Source organism: Parasphingorhabdus sp. JC815 (assembly GCF_040717415.1).
Lineage (GTDB): Bacteria > Pseudomonadota > Alphaproteobacteria > Sphingomonadales > Sphingomonadaceae > Parasphingorhabdus.
Window position 1 is genome coordinate 1 of the sequence record NZ_JBFEFM010000001.1, and the last position, 20,469, is coordinate 20,469.

Consider the following 20,469-nt stretch of genomic DNA (forward strand, 5'->3'; position numbering starts at 1 on the left):
ATATCGTCGGACTATCTGATAGTTCTTGGTAGGAGGGTTATGCGTTGTCGCTACGCATCCTAAACATAGATCAAATAGCTCAACAGGAATCGATAAATTCGTTTCAAAAATTCGCTTTGGGCTTGCTGCGGATACATGGGTTTCTCACCATCAATCCCCCCGACCTTGATCGGTTAACGTCAATACTACTGGAACAACCTTTGAATATTGACGGTGGCGTGTCTGAAAGGAAACGGAACAGTGTCCAGATCGTTGGACTTGAATTTAATCAATCGCAAGCAGATGGACGAGTTTGATCTTTCAGTCTGGACGGTGCGGCTTGGCCCTGCTTTAAAACGCTATTTCATGCGGCGAGTGGATATCAACGAAGTGGACGATCTGGTCCAAGAGGTACTTGTCTGTATGCAGAAGGTAAAAGCGAAAAGCCGGATAGAAGACCCCGAGCGATACATATTTACGGCTGCTCGCAACATTTTAATCAATCACTATCGCCGGAGCAAAGTCCGGTTTAGCAAATTTCATGATTCGCTTGATGAAACTATCGAGTTGCCAGATCATATTTCGCCCGAGCGTATCGCAATCGGTAAGCAAGAATATGAACGGGCAATTTCGGCTATTCAAAATTTACCCCCCCGCGCTAGAGCTGCTTTTCAATTGCACAGGTTCGAACATATGACTTATCAACAGATTGCCCAGCATATGGGCATTTCAAAAGAGTCAGTGAAAGAGCTTATGCACCGGGCTCTTTTGCATATCGCCAAAGAAATGGAATTAGATAAGTGACGGAGAGATATGCCTCAAATGATGATAGTCCGCTGGCTGCTGCGGCGCACTGGTTTAACTTACACCAGGCGGGAGAGATAAGTACTGCCGATGAAGCCAGATTCGAGACTTGGCTGGCACGCGAACCTGAAAATTACAGGGCGTATAAACAATTACAACGCCAGTGGACAATAATGGGGGGGGTCGCAGAAGACCCGAGGGTTCGGGAAACGAGAAGACAAGATCGAGAAAATTTTCGTGCGCCCACCCGATGGCGCCATCTGGCGGCAATTGCTGCATCATTGATATTAATGGTTACATCGGTCTGGGCAATTTATAATTCTGGCTTTTTAGAGAATACGATCGGTTTCTTCGATCGCAATACGCAAATTGTCCGGAGCGAAGTGGGGCAGCGTGTGGCGATGACATTGGCCGAAGGGTCAGTGGTGACGCTCGACACAGATTCCGAAGTTCATATTCTCGATATGGAGGAAGCGCGCTCGCTCCGACTTGTTAAAGGCCGCGCATTTTTTGATGTGGCGAAAGATCCATCACGGCCCTTTATCGTGCAGGCGGGGGGCAAAACAGTTGAGGCTATCGGAACATCATTTTCGGTCCGGATGAATGAAGATGAAGTGACCATCGTTCTTCTGGAAGGGAAGGTTCATGTAGAGCAAAAGAAATCTCTCACCAATACGCCACGGCAAGTGGAACTTACAGTCGGTCAAGAGCTAGTGGCCGGTGACGAACCACAATGGAAAATCCGCAAGGTTGACGCTCCACGCGAAACGGGCTGGATGAACGGTCGGCTTAGTTTTCTGGATAAACCTCTTGTGGAGGCGGTAAAAGAGATGAACCGCTATTCCAAGCGCAAGCTGGTATTTGAAAGTGACATCGTTCCCAGTCAGCGGATTGTCGGTGTATTTGAAACCGGTGATGTGGATGCATTTGTAAAAGCAATTGAACTGAACGGGGGAGTAAAAGTTGTTTCGAAATCTGATGATGAGATCATATTGTCAGTAATCAGAAATAGGGAGAAGGTCGAATAATATAATTATGAAATATCCCGTATATTATTCTCTATTGATGCTAAAATTATGGAGGTAAAAACTATATAATCCTGATTATTTCCAGGCAACATAAATTCTAATCCCCCCGATCAGCAAGAGACTGCGTCACTCATAGCATAGAGCTGATAGAATCAAGGGCTTGGGCCTTTGATGTAAGTAGCAGGCTCAAGACAAACGGATGTTTATGGACAATATGAGGAAATTTATGACTATAGAACTATGCTCAACTAACAACTTTCGGTCTGGAATGCAGAAGTCCTACATCTTTGCTGCAGTTTGCGTATTTCTATTAAGTCCTGCAGCCTCAGCGAATGACAAGCTTGATCCGACAGGCTTCTGGAAAACTGAAAAGCGCAACGGTGTGGTGGAAATATTCCACTGTAGCAATGCCTTTTGTGGACGGGTGATAGATGCTGCAGTTCTTCGTAAAAATCCAAAGCAGACTGATGTCAATAATCCTGATCCAGATTTGCGTAGCCGTGCGGTGCGGGGATTAGTCGTGCTCAAGAATTTTACTGGTAAAACCGGCGAATGGTCTGGTGGGCCGCTCTATGATCCTGATACGGGTGATAGTGCACCGCGCGGGCGACTTCGCCTCCGCGATGCGAATACACTCGAAGTACGTGGCTGCATCGCGCGTTTCTTTTGTCGGACCCAAATATGGACACGGCGCCGTCCATAAAAGACCGGATTATCATAATTTATATGTAATGCTATAGATCCTGGTTCCAAAAACTCATGCCAATCAGTCGGTCTTGTAATATGCGGGACATTTATCTGTCACCACTTGGTTTAATGAAAATAGTCAGTTTTCAACTACAATCAGATATTAAATCGTGTTCGAACTACTATTATTCTATCAGGTGCAATGCCTCTCTTTCCATTGCTCTTTGGTGACTTCCCAAACAAGTGATTTGCGCGTTGTCCCGTCATCGCGATGACTCACTGTGGTGCCCATGCGTTCAAAACCGAGGCCATCCAAAAGTCGAGCTGTTCGGTGATTGTCAAGAGCCCCCGTTTCGCAGATTAGGTGCAGGCCCAAAACATCAAACATCCAGTCAAAACCAAGTTTTGCGCCTTCTATGCCTTTTCGTTTTCCTTGACGCTCTGGATGCACTGCGCCGCTCAATTCTCCAGCAGCCCATTGGGGCCAGATGCAAAGATCCTGATAGCCTCCAATCTCTCCATCCGAATTGAAGTTCAGGAATAGAAGACCTTCGCCTACACTCTGTTCATGCTGATGTTTTGCTATGAACTTCTCTACGGCCTCCACCGTTAGAACAGACGGCAATGTATAAATTGGTGTGCTGATCTGCGGATCACTTAAAAAAGCGTACAACAAAGGCGCATCGTCTGCGATAGCGATCCGAGATTTTGTATTTTCAGTCGGTATGGAATCCGCATTACGGACTGCAGAACGAATATTATGTTCTGTTTCTTTTGAAACCCTGCTCCGCGTAAATGGTATCTGTTTTTGTTCATTCATATCGTTCGCTAGCGTATCACAAACTCTGTTGAATGCTATAATCTTAACATTATGTTATAGGGGAGTTGGCTTAACTATATTCTATGGCAGCTTAGCGATGTTATTCCTCTAAAAGTCGTAATAGCTGTGCGCGCGTTACTAACAGCTCCACACATCTTTTTCCCTGATCAGTTGGCAGGTTACTCGACTTAAAAAATGCTATCTGTATATATAACTCAAAGCCGTTTATTGACTATCTGGATAGCGGACAAATGGTCCTAACCCGACTGTTCCTACAATTCCGTCAGGGGAGTTGTCCTTCAAACGTACAATATCACCCGAACAAAGCATATTCTGATTACCTTGCGTAACTATGACAAGATATTCTTTGAGCGTTGATGCTCCCCATTCGGGGCGATTGAACCATATTTTGCGATCAGGCATTTCATATATAATACCGATACGATCAATAACTCTGATGGATCGAACTTGTTTCATTTGAATGCAATCGGTCGTTTCTTGACCAGTAAACCCTTGAAATGATATTTCGTAAACCTCCACAGGCGGTACAAAGATCATCTCGGTTCTGTCTGCAATCGCGCTGGCTGTATTTATATTTATGTCTGATGAAGTGCAGCCAGAAAAAATGAACAGAAGTATTGCAAGGCCAAAACGTAACATTTCCTGTATCCTGTAGACGTTCAAATCAGATGGGGGGAAGATTGTTCGTTCTCTTCCCCCCGCCCTCAAAACTCCGGGGAAAGTTTTGGGATAAAGGACCCGCAGGGTTAAGGGATGGGTCCGATGTGTAAGACGTTACCGGCTGTATGAACCCGCAAAATATTCGATATTATTTTTTCGCACTAGTAAGTTGACGGCATCAGAGGGATATTTCGCATGTTTCAATTATATGGCAGGATATTTTTGGAACGCGCTTCACATCTCTCTGGGCTTGCGTGAAGATAGCGGTGAGTCCACCACGAACCGTAGTTTTTAACTTTTAGAGATTTGTCAGATAGTGACGCAACACGAACTTCAGGCTGTATTCCTTAATCATCGCGATGCGCTTTTACGTTTTTTGCGCGCGCGCGGTGCTGGTGATAATGCCGAAGATATATTGCAGGATCTCTGGATTCGAGTGGAGGATATGGAGACGATAGCGATTAATAATCCTCTGGCCTATCTCTACCGGGCAGCGAACAACCTGATGCATGACCGTTATCGTATGAGCCAGCGGGCGCGCAAGCGGGATAATAACTGGAGCGAAGTCACGCACGGGACGGGCGGCGCATCTGATCTACCGCTGCCTGATCGCGCTTTGGCCGCGCGTCAGCAGCTTGCCGCCGTAGAGGCGAGGATCGGTAAAGCGGGGCCACGGGTATTCCGGATATTCCAGCGCTTTCGTATAGATGGCATAGGTCAGCGGCAAATTGCCGAGGAAATGGGTATCAGTCTGAGCGCTGTCGAAAAAGATTTACAAAAAGCATATCGCGCAATTGCGGCGTGGAGACAGAGCGAAGATGAAAATTAGCATGCGGGATCGGGTGTGCCGCGACGTCTATGCCCCGGGACAGATATTATGGCTACAATGAATGACAGGATCCAAGAGCAGGCCATCGGCTGGGCTATGCGCGTGCGCGATGCTGATTTTACGGATTGGGACGGCTTTACCCGCTGGCTCGAAGCCGATGCCATGCATAATGCAGCCTATGAAGCTGTGTTGCTCGCTGAAGATGATTTTGTCGCTATGGTCACGAATGACGATTCATCCTTTAAGCCCGAAGATAATATCTCTGTGCTTCGCCAACCGGCTAATGATGAAGATAGCGCGCCATCAGGAATGTCCCGGCGGAAAATGATGTCCGGCCTTATCGCCGCCTCGCTGGTTGCTGCTGTGGGTGCTGGTGTCTGGACCCAAATGTCGCGGCCTTATGATATTATAACCGGGCCGGGACAGCACGAAACAGTGTTACTGCCCGATGGTAGCCAAATCAGGATAAACGGCGATACCAAGATTGAGCTGGATTATAATAAGCCCCGCTATGCCCGTCTGGATCGCGGAGAAGCGTTGTTCACAATTGTCCATGATGATGGCGATCCCTTCATAGTCGATACAGGTAATGCGCGTCTGGTTGATGCCGGCACGGAATTTAACGTCGTAATGGGTGATGGGATGATTGACGTGGCTGTGTCCGAAGGTCTGGTCATCTATAATCCGGGGCGCGAGAATGTCCGCCTGCCTGCGGGTAAACGACTTTATCGGGACGGGGCACGAGGACGGGTGACTATGTCCGACATTGCGGTTGAACAGGTTGGTTCCTGGCGCACGGGCCAGCTTGGCTTTACCAGCGAGACTCTGGGAGAGGTTGCCAAAGTGCTCGACCGTAATCTGGCCGCTCGTATTACAGCTTCAAAATCAGTCGCGTCGCGCACGTTTAGCGGCGTCATCCAGATAAAGGACCGCAATCCGGATACTATCGAACCGATTGCCGCGCTACTTGGCGTGCAAGCTCTCAAACAGCCCGGTGGCTGGGTTTTGGTCGGGGGTGATGAGATATAATCGCATAATGGCCGCTGCGCTGGGGATCGCGATTGCCGCCCCTGCTCATGCCGAAAATCAGTTTCAGGTGGATATTGCCGCAGGTCGTCTTGATTCAGCGATTTTTGTGCTGGGCAAACAGGCGGGAATAAGCATTGGCTTGGCTGATCCCCGAATAGGGGCGCAACGCGTGCCGCGGATCAAAGGCCGGATGACCTCTCGTCAGGCGTTACTCCGCTTGCTGGCGGGAAGCGCGGCAAAGCCAGAGCGCGTTCGTGCGAGATATTGGCGTATCGTGGCCGTGAACCACATACGAAAGACGCCCCCTTTACAAATAGGTTACGCCAAAGACCGGCCCTTTGCACCGCCCATTAGCTATCCGGACATTGTTGTCACCGGACGTTTGATTAATGATGGTCTGAACAGTGAAACACTGGGTAGCCTGAAAAGTTTGACGCTAGATGAAATCGGTCCTTCGGCGGCGATGCGGGGAACCGGCGCACTCATCAACAGTCTGCCAACCATAAGTTCAACCCAGCTTGGGCCGGGTCGCAACCGTCTTTTCATCCGGGGTATAGCGGATTCGAGTTTCAACGGCCCCAATCAGGCGGTGTCGGGGCAATATCTGGGTGAAGCGCGGTTAAATTATAATGCTCCGGACCCGGATTTGCGGCTGATAGATTTAAGCGCCATAGAAATACATCAAGGACCGCAGGGAACCCGCTTTGGGGCGGGCACTTTGGGCGGTGTCATCCGGCTGGTTCCCAATGCTGTGCGGCTGAATGAATTGAGCGGTAAAGCCTCTCTTGCACTGGCGGCTACGCAGGATGGCGATCCTTCCGCTGACGGGAATATGACTTTGAATCTGCCACTGGTCAAAGGATCGGTTGGCATTCGCGCTTCAATCTATGGTGGTCGTCAGGGCGGTTATATCGACGACCGGCACCGCAATTTGAACGACGTGAACCGCGTGGATACGCTAGGTGGCCGTTTCATGCTGCGTGCGGAACCGGGGGCAGGCTGGTCGATTGACCTGATGGCTACAGCACAAGAGATTGAGGGGCGCGATAGCCAATATGCCGACGAAAATGGCAGCGCGCTTGACCGCGCATCACCCTTTGCACAGCCCTATCGCAACCGCTTTGCACTGGGGCAGATTGTGGTGCGTAAACAATGGGATGATTTGCAGTTCATGACTGCGGTTAATATTGTTGACCAAAAATTGTCCGAGACATTTGATGCGACAAAGCCCGCCGATGGCCCGTTTTCGCCGCCACAGCCCGCTCTGTTTCGCCAGCGTGGTGACATCAGTTTGTTTACATCAGAAACACGCCTGTCACAATCGCTTGACAGCGGTGGAAGCTGGTTTCTGGGCACCAGTCTGATCAAAAACCGCTATCGCATCAGGCGTGTGCGCGAAGGCAGTTTCCTGACCACCGCTATTATCGGTATCGAGAATGAGGCAAATGAAGCCACCGGCTTTGGCGAAATAAACTGGCCCGTGTCAAACCGGCTCACCATAAATGCCGGTGGCCGCCTCAGCCATGTGTGGCTTTCGGGAAGAACGCAGGATGCACCGATGATGGTGGTGCTGGCGTCCCAAAAAGAAGCGAAACGAAGCCAGACCGATTTTTTGCCCTCGGCCGGACTTCAATACCGGCTTGCAGACCGGATAACCGGGCATATCCGCTATCAAGAGGGTTTTCGCGCTGGCGGTATTGCTGTGCGTAACGATATGGTCGAGCGATTCCGCAATGACGATGTGGCGATGATTGAAGGCGGGCTGGTCTACAATAGCGGCGGCGAAACCGGTTTCGATGGCGGTGTCACTCTGTCGTATAGCAAATGGAATGATATTCAGGCCGATCTGATTGACAATAGCGGTTTGCCGGTTACGCAAAATATCGGCAGTGGGCGGATATGGACCGTTGATGCGTCAATGAACTGGCGGCCATTGCCCGGCCTGTCGATAGACGCGAGCGCTATCTGGGCCGACAGCCGCTTGACCCGTCCCGCAGCGCTTATTTTTGTGCGAAATTCAAATGAGCAACTGAGCGGCAATCTTCCAGCGGGAGCGGTCATCGTAGAAAGTGATGATTTGCCCAATGTAGCGGATTTTTCGGGACGACTGGGAGCCAGTTATACGCGGGCTTTGTCAGATGATGTACATCTTTCCTTGGCAGCATGGGCCCGCTACACCGGGCAATCGCGGCTTGGCCTTGGTCCGGTGCTGGGCGCACGGCAGGGCGATTATGTCAACACCGGCTTGTCGGCAAGCCTTGACCTTGGCGGACGCTCGATCTGGCTGGAGGCATCCAATGTTTTCAATCAGGTCGGCAACCGTTTTGCACTTGGGTCACCGTTTACCCTGCCATATGGTGAACAATATACGCCGCTGCGCCCCCGCACCATTCGTATGGGTTTGGATGTCAGATTCTGATCATTTGGTTATCAGATAATTTATAATATTTACAGCGATTTAGATTTAATTCTTTGCAGAACATGTCTGCGGCCATGCGGATAATGAGCGTCGGTGACGTCTAGTGAGATATCGAACCTCATATCTCTAAGGAATCCCAATGCGTAGTTTATTGATCTGCACCTGTCTTACTCCCGTCGCCATTATTTCAGCGGTTCCTCTTCATGCCGAAACTGTGATTGACGATGCACAGACGACTGCCATAGCCACGGACAATGACGACATCCGGATAACCAAAGACGGTTCAATAAAGCTGGACAGCGCAGCGGCGGTGACAGTTAACAGCGATAATGATGTCACCAATGAAGGCAAGATTCAGGTCAGCGATGCTGATGGTGCACAGGGAATCTTTGCACAAGCAGGTCGTACCGGGGCCATCACTAATAAAGGCTCCATCACTATTGATGAAGATTATACACTCAAGGATGACGATGATGACGGCGATCTTGATGGCCCCTTTGCCAAGGGCGAGAACCGCTTTGGCATCCGGACAGAAGGGGCGTTTACCGGCTCCGTCATCAATAGCGGAACAATCACGGTTGAGGGCAATGATAGCGCGGGCATATCACTGGACGGACCGCTTGCCGGGTCGTTGAACCAAAGCGGCCAGATCGCGGTCGTCGGTGATAACAGCGTCGGCGTACGCACCGATGCCGTGACAGGCGATGTGACGCTTCGGGGAAATATTACAGCGCAGGGCGAGGGTGCTATTGGCGCTGCTATTACTGGCCCGGTCGGGGGCGCCCTGTTGATACAGGGTGCGATTAGCTCCACCGGCTATCGCAACACATCGCCTTCCGGAGATACCTCAGACCTTGATGGGGATGATTTGCTGCAAGGTGGTCCGGCGCTGGTGATTTCGGACGATGTCGCAGGCGGCATATTGTTCGACATCCGCCCTGCCAATAATGATCCGGATGAGGATGATGAAGATAATGACGGCATAGAGGATGCAAAAGAAGGAAATGCGATTGTCACTTCTTTTGGAGAAGCACCTGCCGTTCAAATTGGTTCGGCCAGCGATACTGTAACCATCGGCGCGGTTGCCGGGGCTGCGGCAGACGGCAATGGTGTCGTTATTAACGGAACCATTCAGGGCAAGGGTGTTTATGAAGGGGTTGCTGGCAATGGCTTGGCGATTGGCGGTCTTGGCAGTGAAACGGAAATTGTCGGCGGTATATTGGTCAATGGCACGGTGAGCGCAAAGTCGATTGATGACAATGCCACGGCTATCCGAATTGGCGATAAAGCGACCGTCCCACAGATCAGCAACACCGGCACGATAATGGCTACTGGCGGTGATGCCGATAGCTCTGCTGTCTATGCGATATTGGTGGAAGAGGGCGGCTCGCTGGCCTCTATCACCAATAGCCGCACTATCAGCGCGGAAGCCGCGAAAGAGGGATCGGCTGGCGCGATTATCGACCGGTCCGGCACGTTAAGCTCTATCGAAAACAGCGGAACAATCAGCGCTGCCAGTGGTGAAGCAGGATCGGCCATTGCGATTGACCTGTCAGAGAATAATAGCGGTGCGACCGTCCGGCAAATCGTTCAAAATGATAATGCTGCACCTGCTATCCGCGGTGACGTGCGATTTGGTTCCGGTGCCGACGTGTTCGACATTGCAGGCGGCACGGTGACAGGCGGGCTGGATTTTGGCGGCGGTGCAGACAGTCTGATTGTATCCGGCGACAGCATGTTTCGCGGAAAGCTGACCGGCGCTTCTGGCGCCACGGTCAATGTAAATGGCGGCGCGTTGTTTGCCACAAATGTTGCGCCGGTCGACATTGCCTCGCTAAATGTCACCGACGAGGGCGCTCTTGGTATAGTTATTGACGGTAAGTCCGGCAATTTCACTAGGTTTGAGGTTGCAGGCAGTGCCAATTTCGATGCCGGGTCAAAGCTGGATATCAAGCTGGTCAGTGTCAGCGAGTCAGAAGGGCGGTATCAGATAATCGACGCAGGCACTCTTACCGGCGGCAATAATCTGGAATCTGACAGCATTATCCAATCCTATATGTTCAAGAGCAGCATTGCGAGCGATGATGCTCAAGGTGCGGTCTGGGTGGATATTGAGCGCAAAACAGCCACGGAGATGAACCTCAGCAGCTCGCAAACCAGTGCTTATGACGCGGTTTTCGTCGTGCTGGATAATGACGCGGGCGTTGCATCCAGCTTCCTTGGCGCAACTTCGGCGGAGACTTTTGGCGAGACGATTCAGCAGATGCTGCCCGATCACGCTGGCGGTGTCTTTGCCACGGTCAGTAAGGGGTCGCGCTCTACGGCCCGTTTCCTCACCGATCCGGTCGCGCCCTATAGCGATCAGGGCGGCTGGGGTTTCTGGTTACAACAGACCGTATGGGATCTCTCCAAAGGGCGAGGGCAGACCGATAGCTATGATATTACCGGCCTTGGCTCGACAGCAGGTATTGAAGTTGAAACGGGCGGCTTTGGCAATCTCGGGATTTCGCTTGGTTATCTGAACAGCAATGACAGCGATGCGGATGCCGCCAATGAAGTGGATAGTGATCAATTTGAATTTGCGGGATATTGGCGCGCGCAATGGGGCGGCTTGCGGGCTTTTGCCAGAGGATCTTATGCCAAGATCAATTTTGATTCCCGTCGGCGCTTTACTTCGGAAAATAGCGGCGAGCGGGTAGAACGCTTTGCCACCGCAGATTGGTCAGGTGATCTTTACAGCCTCGCCGGTGGTCTTGCTTATGAATTGAGCTTAGGGCGCGTATCACTCCGCCCTGGTGTATCGGTTGATTATTATAATCTGAAAGAAGAAGGTTATACTGAAACCGAAGGTGGCGAAGCATTCAATTTGATTGTCGAGGGACGCGATAGTGACGAACTGGCGCTGAACACGACTATGGCCGCAGCGCTGAACTTTGGTGACACGGACCCTGGCGGAATGTGGCTCCGCGCCGAGGTAGAAGGCGGCTATCGTCAGATCATTGGCGGAGAGCTTGGCAATACTGTTGCCAGATTTGCGGGCGGCGATGCGTTTACGCTAAGCGCCGATACAAGGACTGATGGCTGGCTCGGCGGATTGCGGCTAGTCGGCGGCACCGGAAAACTGTCTGTGGCGGGCGAAGTCAGCGCAGAAGAGCAGTTGCAGGATAAAATTTCTGTCGGTGTGCGTTTGTCCGTGCGGATGGGCTTTTAAACCAATTGGCTTAAAGTTGTTGAGGAGCGGTCAGGGAAATCCTCTGACCGCTCCTCATAAGCATCAATTGTAATTTGCAAATACGCGTTGGCCCTTGGGTCCAAAGGCAATCACCTGATAGGGCTGCTTGATACCCTGTTGTTCCATTCCCGGCGATCCGATCGGCATGCCGGGAACAGCAATACCTGTCACGTCGTCAGGTTTTTCACGCAGGAGCTTCTCCACTGCTTCAGCGGGAACATGGCCTTCAATGACATAGCCTTCAACAAGCATGGTGTGGCAAGAACGCAATGCGACCGGAACGCCGTGCAAGTCTTTGACAGTCTGCATATTTGGTGCATTTTCGACTTTAACGGTCGCATCAAGACCCGCTTCGGCATGGTCCGCCCATTTCAGGCAGCACCCGCAACCGGCATCGCGGTACATTGTATAGGTGGCCGCTTGTGCAGCCGTTGAACAGGCGGCGAGAGACACTAGAAGCAAACCCGCGCCAGAAGCATCTTTAAATGATTTTGCTATTCTTCCGATCATATTACAGTCCTTTTATATGAACGGGCGCGAGGCAGCGCTCTCGCTGCCCGACTCCCTATTACCTTCCCATATCACGCTGAAGGGTTCGGCTACCAAGATAAAAGTGTAAAGCCGCCCAGATATACAGGCATTTAAAGAAGATCATCGACCATTGAAGCCCCTTCGCATTGGCAGTATCGCAAGCCGCTTGAACCGTAGAGGTCAGGCCGCTTGCCTTGCATGCTTCCAGTGTCAGTGCGGGATCAATGCCGGACAGGAACGAGGCATTTAATATGGTCGAAAGCCCGCCGATGAGTGGCGGCCCAAGCCCATAGCCCAGCAAGTTGAGAATGAACAATGTGATCGCCACGGATGTTGCACGCATCCGGCTGTCCACAACCGCGCTTGGCACCGCATAGAGCGGGCAAAGATAGGTATATAACAGCATTTGGCCAATCATCAGTATAGGAACGGCCAGCCATAAGGATTCCAGTAAATAGCCGATGACGAACATGGGCGTGGAAATAATCAGGGCCATCATCGGAATCCATGCCAGTGCTTTGGGAAAACGGCCCCCGAATTTATCGGCCAGATAGCCTGACATGAAAGTTCCGATAGACGCCATGATAGCCAGCAACATGGCGACTTTGATCGACGCATCGAAAATCGACATTTCATGTGTGCGGATCAGGAAGGATACGAAAAACTGGCCGACGCCATAATTAACAAATGAAGCAATGGTGACACCAATAGTGATGTGCCAATAAGACGGTTTGGTATATAATATCTTCAATACCTCACCAAAACCGACCTGCTCCTTATTCTGCATTTCCGGCGGGTCGGTATAGCCGCGTGGTGGTTCTTTGATCGTCAGTTTTACAATCGCAGCGACGATGAGGCCGGGAATACCGACTACGACAAAGGCTACGCGCCACCCTTCTATATTGCGCCAGTCGAGTATATTTGCCGCCCATGTCCAGTTCCAGCTTGTCAGCAATGCATAAATGCTAGCGCCATCAAGATTGCCGACGATATAGCCGCCAAAAATATAAGCCACCATGCCGCCGAGAGGTATGCCGAGCGCATAGACCGATACTGCTGTCGAGCGTTCAGCAGGTATAAAATAATCCGCGATGATGGAATTGGCCGGCGGCGAGCATCCTGCTTCACCGATACTAACACCGATACGGAAGATGAAGAGCGCGATGAAACTGGTCGCAAATCCGCATAATACGGTCATTAAGCTCCACAGCGCTACCGAACCCGCAATGATCCAGACGCGGTGATGTTTTTCCGAATAACGGGCAATCGGAATACCGACAAAAGTATATAGGATCGCAAAAGCAGGGCCTCCAAGCAGCCCCATTTGCCAATCTTCCATGCCGAATGATTCCTTGATCGGTTCGGTGAGGATATTGATGATCGTGCGGTCGATGAAGTTGAAGATATAAACCGTCAGCAACACCCCTAAAATATAATTTCGGTAATTACGGCCACCATAGCCTGTCGCCGGGGAACCTGGAATGTCCGGTTCCCGGGTATCGCTCACTAATGTTTCGGCCAAATCCATACTCCTGTTATTTTTCTAACCAATAGTTATCTATGGTTTTTTTCGCACGATACCGAATTTTTGACTGTTGTATATCCCATTTTCAACGCCTGGTTTCAGAAGAAACCGAAATTGGGTTTCTGCTCTTGAAGGCATAGCAGCGAAGGATAAGAAAACTGCCCGATACGCGAGTTTAAGCTTGGTTTTCAGCAAAACTGTTTTTTGTAATTTTCCCTGAAATTTCTAGCTACTTGTCCTGCGACGTTCGTGACACTATGCTTCGTTGATAAACGGGATCGCCCATGAATCCGGGAAAATGATATGGCAGATATTTTTATAAGTTATTCGCGCAACGACAGGGACCGTTGCACGGCTATCCGCAATATATTGGAAGAGTTGAAAGTCAGTGTCTGGTTTGATGCGGGCATTGGTGCAGGTTCGTCTTTTGACCGGGAAATCGAGCGGGAAATAGAGGCTGCCAAAGCACTGCTAGTGCTGTGGAGTGAGGAATCTGTAGAATCCGACTGGGTACGCAATGAAGCGCGCACGGGTAAGGAACGAAGCGGATTAATCGCGGTCCAGCTCAGGCCTTGTACGCTTCCGCTTGAATTCCGTTCTGTTCAGGCGGAAGTTTTGCCAGAGGGTGCAGAAGGCACGGACAATCCGGTCTGGCTCGGCATATTGGAACGTATCGGTGATTTGCTCGATCGCAAAGGTCTTGTTGAATATACCCGCCTTAAAGAAAAGGGCAGTGTTGCAGATTGGAAAAAATGGCTGGCTCATTATCCGACCGACCCGCTGGTTCCCGATGTTATTGATAATATTGTTGAACAAGCATCACCGGACATGGGCCAGCAATTGGCCACGGAACGCGCCAAACGCAGCGCGCTGGAAGCGGAGCTGGCAGAGCTTTCCGCTGCATCAAAGGCCCAGGCTGGCGAAGTAGCGACCAATGCACGCGAACTTGTGCGCCTGCGCCGCGAATTGGATCAGGCGCAATCGGGCCAAGCGGACGCCGAAGCCGAGATCGCCCGTTTCCGTGAGGCATCAGGCGGGAAAAACAAGGATGACGGCTTGTTCGGTCTGGGAATCGTGCTCAATGACAAAATTGCCCTTTATCTCACAGCGCTGCTCTGGATAGTGGCCATACGCTTTATCTGGGAGCCATTAAGCCAGCTTATCAATGGCCAGGGCGGGCTTGGTGATGTTTTCTGGATCGCTTTCGGAATAATCACAGTGGCTGTACCGGCAGCGCTGTTGACCATCAAAATATTACGCAAACGCAAAGCTATGCAGCGTGAACAGGAAAGTATGACCCAAATAGTTGCCGACTGATGGCAGCAGATGATTCCACAGCGCTGACCAAGGCAGCGATTGATAATGGCAATCTGCTCCTTGCCTATGACATTGCAATCTCCGCAATAAGCAAAGGGGATAGCTCGGTTGAGTTGCGCCACCTGATGGTTTTGGCGCTGGCTCGCATGGGTAATAGCGACCGTGCGATGGAGCTGTTCCATCAATATGGTCTGGACAGCTCACCCGACCCCCATCACCGCAGCATCGCGGCGCGCATATTGAAAGATGCGGCTTTCGCTATTTCTGCACCGCGCGAACGGCAAGAGGCTTTGCTGAACGCCTATCGCGCCTATCAGGTTATTTTTGAGGAGAGCGGAGATACCTACCCGGGCATAAACGCGGCCAGTCTGGCTTTTCTGGGCGGAAAAACGGATGAAGCGATCAGCATTGCCTCCGCTATTCTTGATCTGCCTGAAATCTCTGCGCCTGATAATTATTTTGATACCGCAACCCAAGCTGAAGCCTTGCTGATTACCGGACAATGGGATGCGGCTCAGGAAAGTCTGAACAAGGCGGGGGCAATGCCCGATGCCAATGCCGGAGCCAAAGCAAGCACGAACCGGCAACTGGAGCTTGTGACAAAACAGGCCGGGCTGAGCCAAGATGCTATCGACAAGCTGCTCGCGCCCATATCGCCCCCGTCGGTCATTCAATTTTGCGGGCATATTTTTCTGGAAAATACCGCAACCGAGGAAAAGCTCAAAGCGTCTATAAACGAGTTTCTCGACCAATATGATGTGGGCTATGCTTATGGTGCATTGGCAGCCGGTGCGGATATATTGATCGCAGAGGCGGTGTTGGCGCGTGGCGGCGAACTGAACGTGATTATGCCATTCGCGCAGGACGATTTTATAACCCAGTCAATCACACCCGCGGGTGGGGAATGGTTGAGCCGGTTTGAAGCCTGCATGGCAGCAGCGAGCAGCGTCACTTTTGCGACCGAAATGCACTATGTCGGTGATCCGGAGCAATTTGGTTATGCCAGCAAGGTTGCCATGGGTATGGCCGTATTGCGCGCCCAATATCTCGGTAAATCGGCACAACAGCTTGCGCTATGGGACGGAAATGGTTCGGCTGGCGCAGCGGGTACTGGCGCGGATGTCGCAGTCTGGAGCGCCTATGGCGGGATAACCCATGTCATTGATGCCGGAGAGATAGACCGTAATATCTCGCGCCGTGAAAGTCACGATGAAGACCTTTATAAACGGACAGTCGCGGCTATTTTATTTACCGATTTTCCCGGATTTTCAAAATTGACAGAAGCAGCTCTTCCCGATTTCTGGAACGGGATCATGGGTAATATGGCAAAGGTATTGGACAAATATCCCGGTAAAATTCTGGCGCAAAATAGCTGGGGTGATGCGTTGTTGGCTGTAACGCCCGATGCAACCAGCGCGGCCAGTCTGGCGCTGGAGATTCAGGCTTCATTGCGCGATTTTGATTATGAGCTTTTAGGTATGGAGGAAAGTCTGGGAATGAGGATCGGGGTGCATTACGGGCCAGCCTATGAAACACCCGATCCGATCACGCGTAAAACAACATTCTACGGAACCGAAGTCTCCAGAGCAGCGCGGATCGAGCCTGTCACGCCCCCCGGTGCTATATTTGTAACCGAGCCGTTTGCGGCCATTCTGGCGCTTGAGGCCGCGGATCAATATCAATGTCGCTATGCCGGAAATATTGAATTTGCCAAAGGCTATGGCACATATCCGATATATCAACTGACCTATCGGGATTGATGCCCGGGGTATAGGCGCTATGGGAGCCGTGTCGAAACTCCTATCCACTCATAATCAAAACCAGAAGCGCACGCCGACCACATAGTTGGTGACGCCGGGATCATCCCCGGCCAGGCGTGTATAATCTGCGCTGTCACCGATTTTCCATTCCTGTTCAATACCGATATAGGGCGCAAATTCGCGTTTGATCTCATAACGCAGCCGCATGCCGAGCTCGATACTGTCGATCCCGGCACCTATGCCCAGTTCAGGTATATTCTGTGCCGACAGGCTCATTTCCGCGCGCGGTTGCAAAATCAGCCTGTCCGAAATGCGCTGGTCATATTCCGCCTCGATACGGGCGGTCAGATCGCCTTTGTGGGAAAGGAAGGCTGCAGCATCAATTTCAAACATATAGGGCATAAGACCCTGTATGCCGATAGCGGCATGGGTGCGATTAGTGGTATTGGCGGGTCCGGCAAAGTCCTGTCTTATCCCTGCCTGAAGATCGAAGAATGGCGCAATAGCACGGCTGTAAAGCGCTTGCACTTCGGCTTGTTCGGCTTTCTCACCGAACGATCCTTCTCCTTCACTTTTGAACCATAGTTTATTGATGTCGCCGCCATAATAGCCCTGCACATCCCACAAATAGCCGTCGCGGCCCGCTCGCGCCCGATATTCCAGCCGGTCCCCCTGAAACCAGAATATCTGCATATCGCCATGCTCTTTATAGAGCGCGGCACGCGATTCCCGCATGGCATCTGCGCCCCAAATGGCATCGGCGGCGGTAATTGGTCCGGTCGCATTATTGGGTGAAGGCGATGCCGGAACAGATTGAGCGGGTGCATGGCCCATAGCGCTGTGGTCCATCTCGTGGCCCATAGCGCTGTGATCCATAGTGCTGTGATCAACTTCTGGCGCCGCGTCCTTAGTTTCAGGTGCCCGGTGCGCCGTGTGACTCTGATCATGTCCTTGATGATGGCTTTGCGCCATTAACGGGGCAGAGATTGGAGCTGCGGCCAATATAGCTATAATGAAGATACGCATCATGCGTCCTTTGGAAATGCGACGCTGACCGTCTGCATCATGCCGGCGTGCATATGGTAAAGCAAATGGCAATGAAACGCCCAATCCCCCGGCTCGTCAGTTGTCACGTCGAATGTGGCACTGCTTCCGGGCTGAACAGTCAGTGTATGTTTTTTGGGTTGATAATGGCCTTGCCCGTTTACGACTTCAAAGAACATGCCATGCAAGTGAATCGGGTGCGCCATCATCGTGTCATTGACCAGTTTCACCCGCACCCTTTCATCATAACCAAAACGGATGGGAGCATCCCCGACCGCGCTGAATTTCTTGCCATCGAAGGACCACATATAGCGCTCCATATTGCCGGTCAGATGCAGTTCCATCGTCCGGTCCGGCTCACGCTTTTCATGATCCATGTGAAGCGATTTCAGCATCCGGTAATTGAGCACGCGGTGCGGGACATCATCAAGGCCAAGCCCCGGATAGCCGGTGCGGTCTTGCGGGTTCATCGCCACCATATCAATACCGGGGCCACTCTTCACATCGGTGGGTAGCAGACTGGTGTCGCGCATATTCATGCCGCCTGTTCCATCCATCGCACTCATATCATGGCCGTCATGACCCATATTCGAGTGGTCCATTTGCGCGTGATTCTTGCTGCCTTCTTCCATGCTGCCTTCGTCCATGTCCCCATGACCCATGTCAGTCATACTCAACACCGGGGGCTTGCGTAACGCAGGAAACATGGCCTTGCGCCCGGCCCGCGAAGTCAGCGATGCCTGTGCCATGCCGCTGCGATCCTTTGATTCCGCGATCAATGCAAAGCTGCCATGCGTTTGCGGGGTGACGATGACATCATAGGTTTCGGCAACCCCGATTTGCAGTTCATCCACCTCTACCGGCTGCACATTCTGTCCGTCGGCCTGCACCACGGTCATCGGTAATCCGGGCAGGCGAATGTTAAAAAATGTCATCGCACTGCCATTGATAATCCGCAGCCGCACTCGCTCACCGGGCCGAAATGGCAGTTCCATACCGTCATCGGGACCATGGCCGTTAATCAGATACGTATAAGTAGGCGCTGACACATCGGCAATATCGGTGGGCATCATACGCATCTTGCCCCACATCAACCTGTCGGCCATGCTCATGTCATAATCATCGGTTGCAGATGTTTTCTGCTCGCTGAAATAGCCTTCGGAAACTTTTAGCTTCTTCATGATTCCATGCGGGTGCATGGGTGTAAATTCGCTCAGCAGAATGACATGCTCACGGTCATATTGCACCGGATCGCGACCGGCGGGATCAATGATAATCGGCCCGTAATGACCCATTTGTTCCTGCAAGCCCGAATGGCTGTGCCACCAATAGGTGCCGGATTGACGCGGGGTGAGGGGGACCTGAAAATGGTCGCCCGGTTTAATGCCCGGAAAGCTGATCCCCGGCACGCCGTCAAATTGAAACGGCAGCAATAATCCGTGCCAATGGATTGAACTCTCCTCATCAAGCATATTGTGGATGTTAAGGAGCGTTTTCTGCCCTTCTTTCAAACGGATGAGCGGCCCCGGAATAGTGCCATTGACGGCAATCGCATGGCCGGATCGCCCGCCGCTTGTAAATTGGCCCTTGCCAATATGCAGGTCGATTTTTGCGCCCGAAACTTCATCAATTCCTTGGCGAACCGGCGCTGTCAATTGCCCCTTGGCCCATGCCGGAACGGGCAGGGAGGCTGCTCCTGCCAGCGCGGCCATGCTGCTAATCACATTACGGCGCGATAGGGAATCATAGCTATTTTTCATCACCGCTATTTATACCCCCCATAGGTATATGGCAAGCGCGGATTATCTCCGATATGTCCCCGCGGATAGATTCTCTTCCGGCTTCAAAGTTCACACAATTCACACCCCTTCGTCAGTGTTGGCGTTTATTGTAAATTGAGAACCGGCGTTACTTGTAGATTGAGAAAGAGCCATGCCGAAAATTACCACAAACGCACGGTTGTAGGAAAGTCGCTTGGGGTGCCTGACTGCGTTTTAGCTACGCTTCAACCAGAGCGGCAAGCCCGCAGTTATCAATGCGACATTGCCAGCGGCGGCGGCAATGCGCTGGTTCATCCGGCCTGCTTCATCACGAAATTCACGACCAAGAGCGCTGTCCGGGACAATTCCGGAACCGACCTCGTTAGAAACAAGAATGACTGGTCCGGACGCATTGTCCAGTGCTTCGATAAGCTGCTCCTGCACGGCTTCTATATCCGCTTTTTCCAGCATCAGATTGCTCAGCCACAAGGTCAGGCAGTCGATCAATATTGTGACTTGCGGCCTGCTGTGGGCGGCAATTACAGCCGCAATATCGGTGGCTTCTTCCACCGTTTGCCATCGGGGGCCACGATCGTTTTTGTGCCGGTTAATCCGGTCGGCCATTTCTCTATCAAAGGCTTCGGCTGTCGCAATATAGATGAGCTTATTGCTGCTTTCCTCGGCCAGCTGCTGTGCAAAGCGGCTTTTTCCGGAACGTGCTCCGCCCAGTATCAAAGTGATCCGGCCCTGTTTTTCGTTATCGGCAGACATATTTTCCTTGCTCCGCAAATGAAGGATGACTAAGGCGACCCCCGCTACAGGTTCCCGGAGACGGGATCAAAAGGGAATTCGGAAACGGGGATGTCATATCCTTAAGCCGAAGCTGCCCCCGCAACTGTTATTGGTGAGCTTACCCGTCAAATCCCACTGGACTTTATGTTTGGGAAGGGGACGGACAAAGCGATGATCCAAGAGCCAGGAGACCTGCCTGTGGCTGTCGTTCTATCATGCGGACGGGGTGTGT

16 protein-coding genes and 1 riboswitch are annotated in these 20,469 nt (G+C 51.7%); of the genes, 9 read left to right on the forward strand and 7 right to left on the reverse strand.

Annotated features, from left to right (window positions below):
- Window positions 1-240: 240 nt before the first annotated feature.
- The 3 genes from AB1K62_RS00005 to AB1K62_RS00015 all read left to right on the forward strand — a co-directional run bounded on the left by AB1K62_RS00005 (window position 241) and on the right by AB1K62_RS00015 (window position 2,514).
- Window positions 241-783 carry an RNA polymerase sigma factor gene (locus AB1K62_RS00005; protein ID WP_367000235.1) on the forward strand — a complete coding sequence of 181 codons (543 nt, stop codon included), beginning with the start codon at window positions 241-243 and terminating at the stop codon, window positions 781-783.
- Complete coding sequence (locus AB1K62_RS00010; protein WP_367000237.1) at window positions 780-1,811, forward strand: FecR domain-containing protein; 1,032 nt, start codon at window positions 780-782, stop codon at window positions 1,809-1,811. The genes AB1K62_RS00005 and AB1K62_RS00010 overlap by 4 nt, the downstream gene beginning before the upstream one ends.
- Before the next feature lie 268 nt (window positions 1,812-2,079).
- Window positions 2,080-2,514: a DUF2147 domain-containing protein gene (locus AB1K62_RS00015; RefSeq protein WP_367000238.1), complete on the forward strand. Its 435-nt coding sequence runs from the start codon at window positions 2,080-2,082 to the stop codon at window positions 2,512-2,514.
- Between the two features lie 177 nt (window positions 2,515-2,691).
- Here AB1K62_RS00015 and AB1K62_RS00020 read toward each other — a convergent pair whose 3' ends face one another.
- Both AB1K62_RS00020 and AB1K62_RS00025 read right to left on the reverse strand, forming a co-directional pair.
- Complete coding sequence (locus tag AB1K62_RS00020) at window positions 2,692-3,318, reverse strand: GNAT family N-acetyltransferase (protein WP_367000240.1); 627 nt, start codon at window positions 3,316-3,318, stop codon at window positions 2,692-2,694.
- Window positions 3,319-3,543: 225 nt separating this feature from the next.
- The gene (locus tag AB1K62_RS00025) at window positions 3,544-3,978 is read right to left on the reverse strand and encodes a hypothetical protein (protein ID WP_367000242.1); all 435 of its coding nucleotides are present in this window, start codon (window positions 3,976-3,978) and stop codon (window positions 3,544-3,546) included.
- A 337-nt stretch (window positions 3,979-4,315) separates the two neighbouring features.
- Between AB1K62_RS00025 and AB1K62_RS00030 the strand changes: the two genes are divergently transcribed.
- The 4 genes from AB1K62_RS00030 to AB1K62_RS00045 all read left to right on the forward strand — a co-directional run bounded on the left by AB1K62_RS00030 (window position 4,316) and on the right by AB1K62_RS00045 (window position 11,487).
- Window positions 4,316-4,828, forward strand: coding sequence for an RNA polymerase sigma factor (locus AB1K62_RS00030; protein ID WP_367000244.1), 513 nt, complete (start codon window positions 4,316-4,318; stop codon window positions 4,826-4,828).
- A 48-nt stretch (window positions 4,829-4,876) separates the two neighbouring features.
- Window positions 4,877-5,857: a FecR domain-containing protein gene (locus tag AB1K62_RS00035; RefSeq protein WP_367000245.1), complete on the forward strand. Its 981-nt coding sequence runs from the start codon at window positions 4,877-4,879 to the stop codon at window positions 5,855-5,857.
- Window positions 5,858-5,864: 7 nt separating this feature from the next.
- Window positions 5,865-8,276: a TonB-dependent receptor gene (locus AB1K62_RS00040; protein WP_367000246.1), complete on the forward strand. Its 2,412-nt coding sequence runs from the start codon at window positions 5,865-5,867 to the stop codon at window positions 8,274-8,276.
- Between the two features lie 139 nt (window positions 8,277-8,415).
- On the forward strand, window positions 8,416-11,487 hold the full coding sequence (locus AB1K62_RS00045; protein ID WP_367000248.1) for an autotransporter domain-containing protein: 3,072 nt from the start codon (window positions 8,416-8,418) through the stop codon (window positions 11,485-11,487).
- A 63-nt stretch (window positions 11,488-11,550) separates the two neighbouring features.
- Here the strand turns inward: AB1K62_RS00045 and AB1K62_RS00050 are convergent, their stop codons facing one another.
- Entirely contained in the window at window positions 11,551-12,018 is a 468-nt protein-coding gene (locus AB1K62_RS00050; RefSeq protein WP_367000250.1) for a DUF411 domain-containing protein, read from the reverse strand.
- A 58-nt stretch (window positions 12,019-12,076) separates the two neighbouring features.
- Window positions 12,077-13,561: an MFS transporter gene (locus AB1K62_RS00055; RefSeq protein WP_367000252.1), complete on the reverse strand. Its 1,485-nt coding sequence runs from the start codon at window positions 13,559-13,561 to the stop codon at window positions 12,077-12,079.
- 306 nt (window positions 13,562-13,867) lie between these two features.
- Here AB1K62_RS00055 and AB1K62_RS00060 point away from each other — a divergent pair, with 306 nt between their 5' ends.
- Together AB1K62_RS00060 and AB1K62_RS00065 are read left to right on the forward strand one after the other, a co-directional pair.
- On the forward strand, window positions 13,868-14,881 hold the full coding sequence (locus AB1K62_RS00060) for a TIR domain-containing protein (RefSeq protein ID WP_367000253.1): 1,014 nt from the start codon (window positions 13,868-13,870) through the stop codon (window positions 14,879-14,881).
- A complete protein-coding gene (locus tag AB1K62_RS00065; RefSeq protein WP_367000255.1) occupies window positions 14,881-16,641 on the forward strand; it encodes an adenylate/guanylate cyclase domain-containing protein in 1,761 nt (586 codons plus the stop codon). The genes AB1K62_RS00060 and AB1K62_RS00065 overlap by 1 nt, the downstream gene beginning before the upstream one ends.
- 54 nt (window positions 16,642-16,695) lie before the next feature.
- Here AB1K62_RS00065 and AB1K62_RS00070 read toward each other — a convergent pair whose 3' ends face one another.
- The 3 genes from AB1K62_RS00070 to cobU all read right to left on the reverse strand — a co-directional run bounded on the left by AB1K62_RS00070 (window position 16,696) and on the right by cobU (window position 20,216).
- Window positions 16,696-17,670, reverse strand: a complete 975-nt coding sequence (locus AB1K62_RS00070) for a copper resistance protein B (protein WP_367000256.1) — start codon at window positions 17,668-17,670, stop codon at window positions 16,696-16,698.
- Window positions 17,667-19,445, reverse strand: coding sequence for a copper resistance system multicopper oxidase (locus AB1K62_RS00075; protein WP_367000257.1), 1,779 nt, complete (start codon window positions 19,443-19,445; stop codon window positions 17,667-17,669). Before AB1K62_RS00075 ends, AB1K62_RS00070 begins: the two co-directional genes overlap by 4 nt.
- 234 nt (window positions 19,446-19,679) lie before the next feature.
- Complete coding sequence (cobU, locus tag AB1K62_RS00080; RefSeq protein WP_367000258.1) at window positions 19,680-20,216, reverse strand: bifunctional adenosylcobinamide kinase/adenosylcobinamide-phosphate guanylyltransferase; 537 nt, start codon at window positions 20,214-20,216, stop codon at window positions 19,680-19,682.
- 31 nt (window positions 20,217-20,247) lie between these two features.
- Window positions 20,248-20,452: riboswitch (cobalamin riboswitch) on the forward strand.
- The last annotated feature ends 17 nt before the right edge of the window (window positions 20,453-20,469 follow it).

Excerpts from the sequence above, each read along its gene's own strand:
- AB1K62_RS00015 (WP_367000238.1), top strand. The coding sequence starts at position 2,080 with ATGCAGAAGTCCTACATCTTTGCTGCAGTTTGCGTATTTCTATTAAGT.
- AB1K62_RS00020 (WP_367000240.1), bottom strand. The coding sequence starts at position 3,318 with ATGAATGAACAAAAACAGATACCATTTACGCGGAGCAGGGTTTCAAAA.
- AB1K62_RS00035 (WP_367000245.1), top strand. The coding sequence starts at position 4,877 with ATGGCTACAATGAATGACAGGATCCAAGAGCAGGCCATCGGCTGGGCT.
- AB1K62_RS00050 (WP_367000250.1), bottom strand. The coding sequence starts at position 12,018 with ATGATCGGAAGAATAGCAAAATCATTTAAAGATGCTTCTGGCGCGGGT.
- AB1K62_RS00045 (WP_367000248.1), top strand. The coding sequence starts at position 8,416 with ATGCGTAGTTTATTGATCTGCACCTGTCTTACTCCCGTCGCCATTATT.
- AB1K62_RS00070 (WP_367000256.1), bottom strand. The coding sequence starts at position 17,670 with ATGATGCGTATCTTCATTATAGCTATATTGGCCGCAGCTCCAATCTCT.
- AB1K62_RS00065 (WP_367000255.1), top strand. The coding sequence starts at position 14,881 with ATGGCAGCAGATGATTCCACAGCGCTGACCAAGGCAGCGATTGATAAT.
- AB1K62_RS00040 (WP_367000246.1), top strand. The coding sequence starts at position 5,865 with ATGGCCGCTGCGCTGGGGATCGCGATTGCCGCCCCTGCTCATGCCGAA.
- AB1K62_RS00075 (WP_367000257.1), bottom strand. The coding sequence starts at position 19,445 with ATGAAAAATAGCTATGATTCCCTATCGCGCCGTAATGTGATTAGCAGC.
- cobU (WP_367000258.1), bottom strand. The coding sequence starts at position 20,216 with ATGTCTGCCGATAACGAAAAACAGGGCCGGATCACTTTGATACTGGGC.
- AB1K62_RS00060 (WP_367000253.1), top strand. The coding sequence starts at position 13,868 with ATGGCAGATATTTTTATAAGTTATTCGCGCAACGACAGGGACCGTTGC.
- AB1K62_RS00025 (WP_367000242.1), bottom strand. The coding sequence starts at position 3,978 with ATGTTACGTTTTGGCCTTGCAATACTTCTGTTCATTTTTTCTGGCTGC.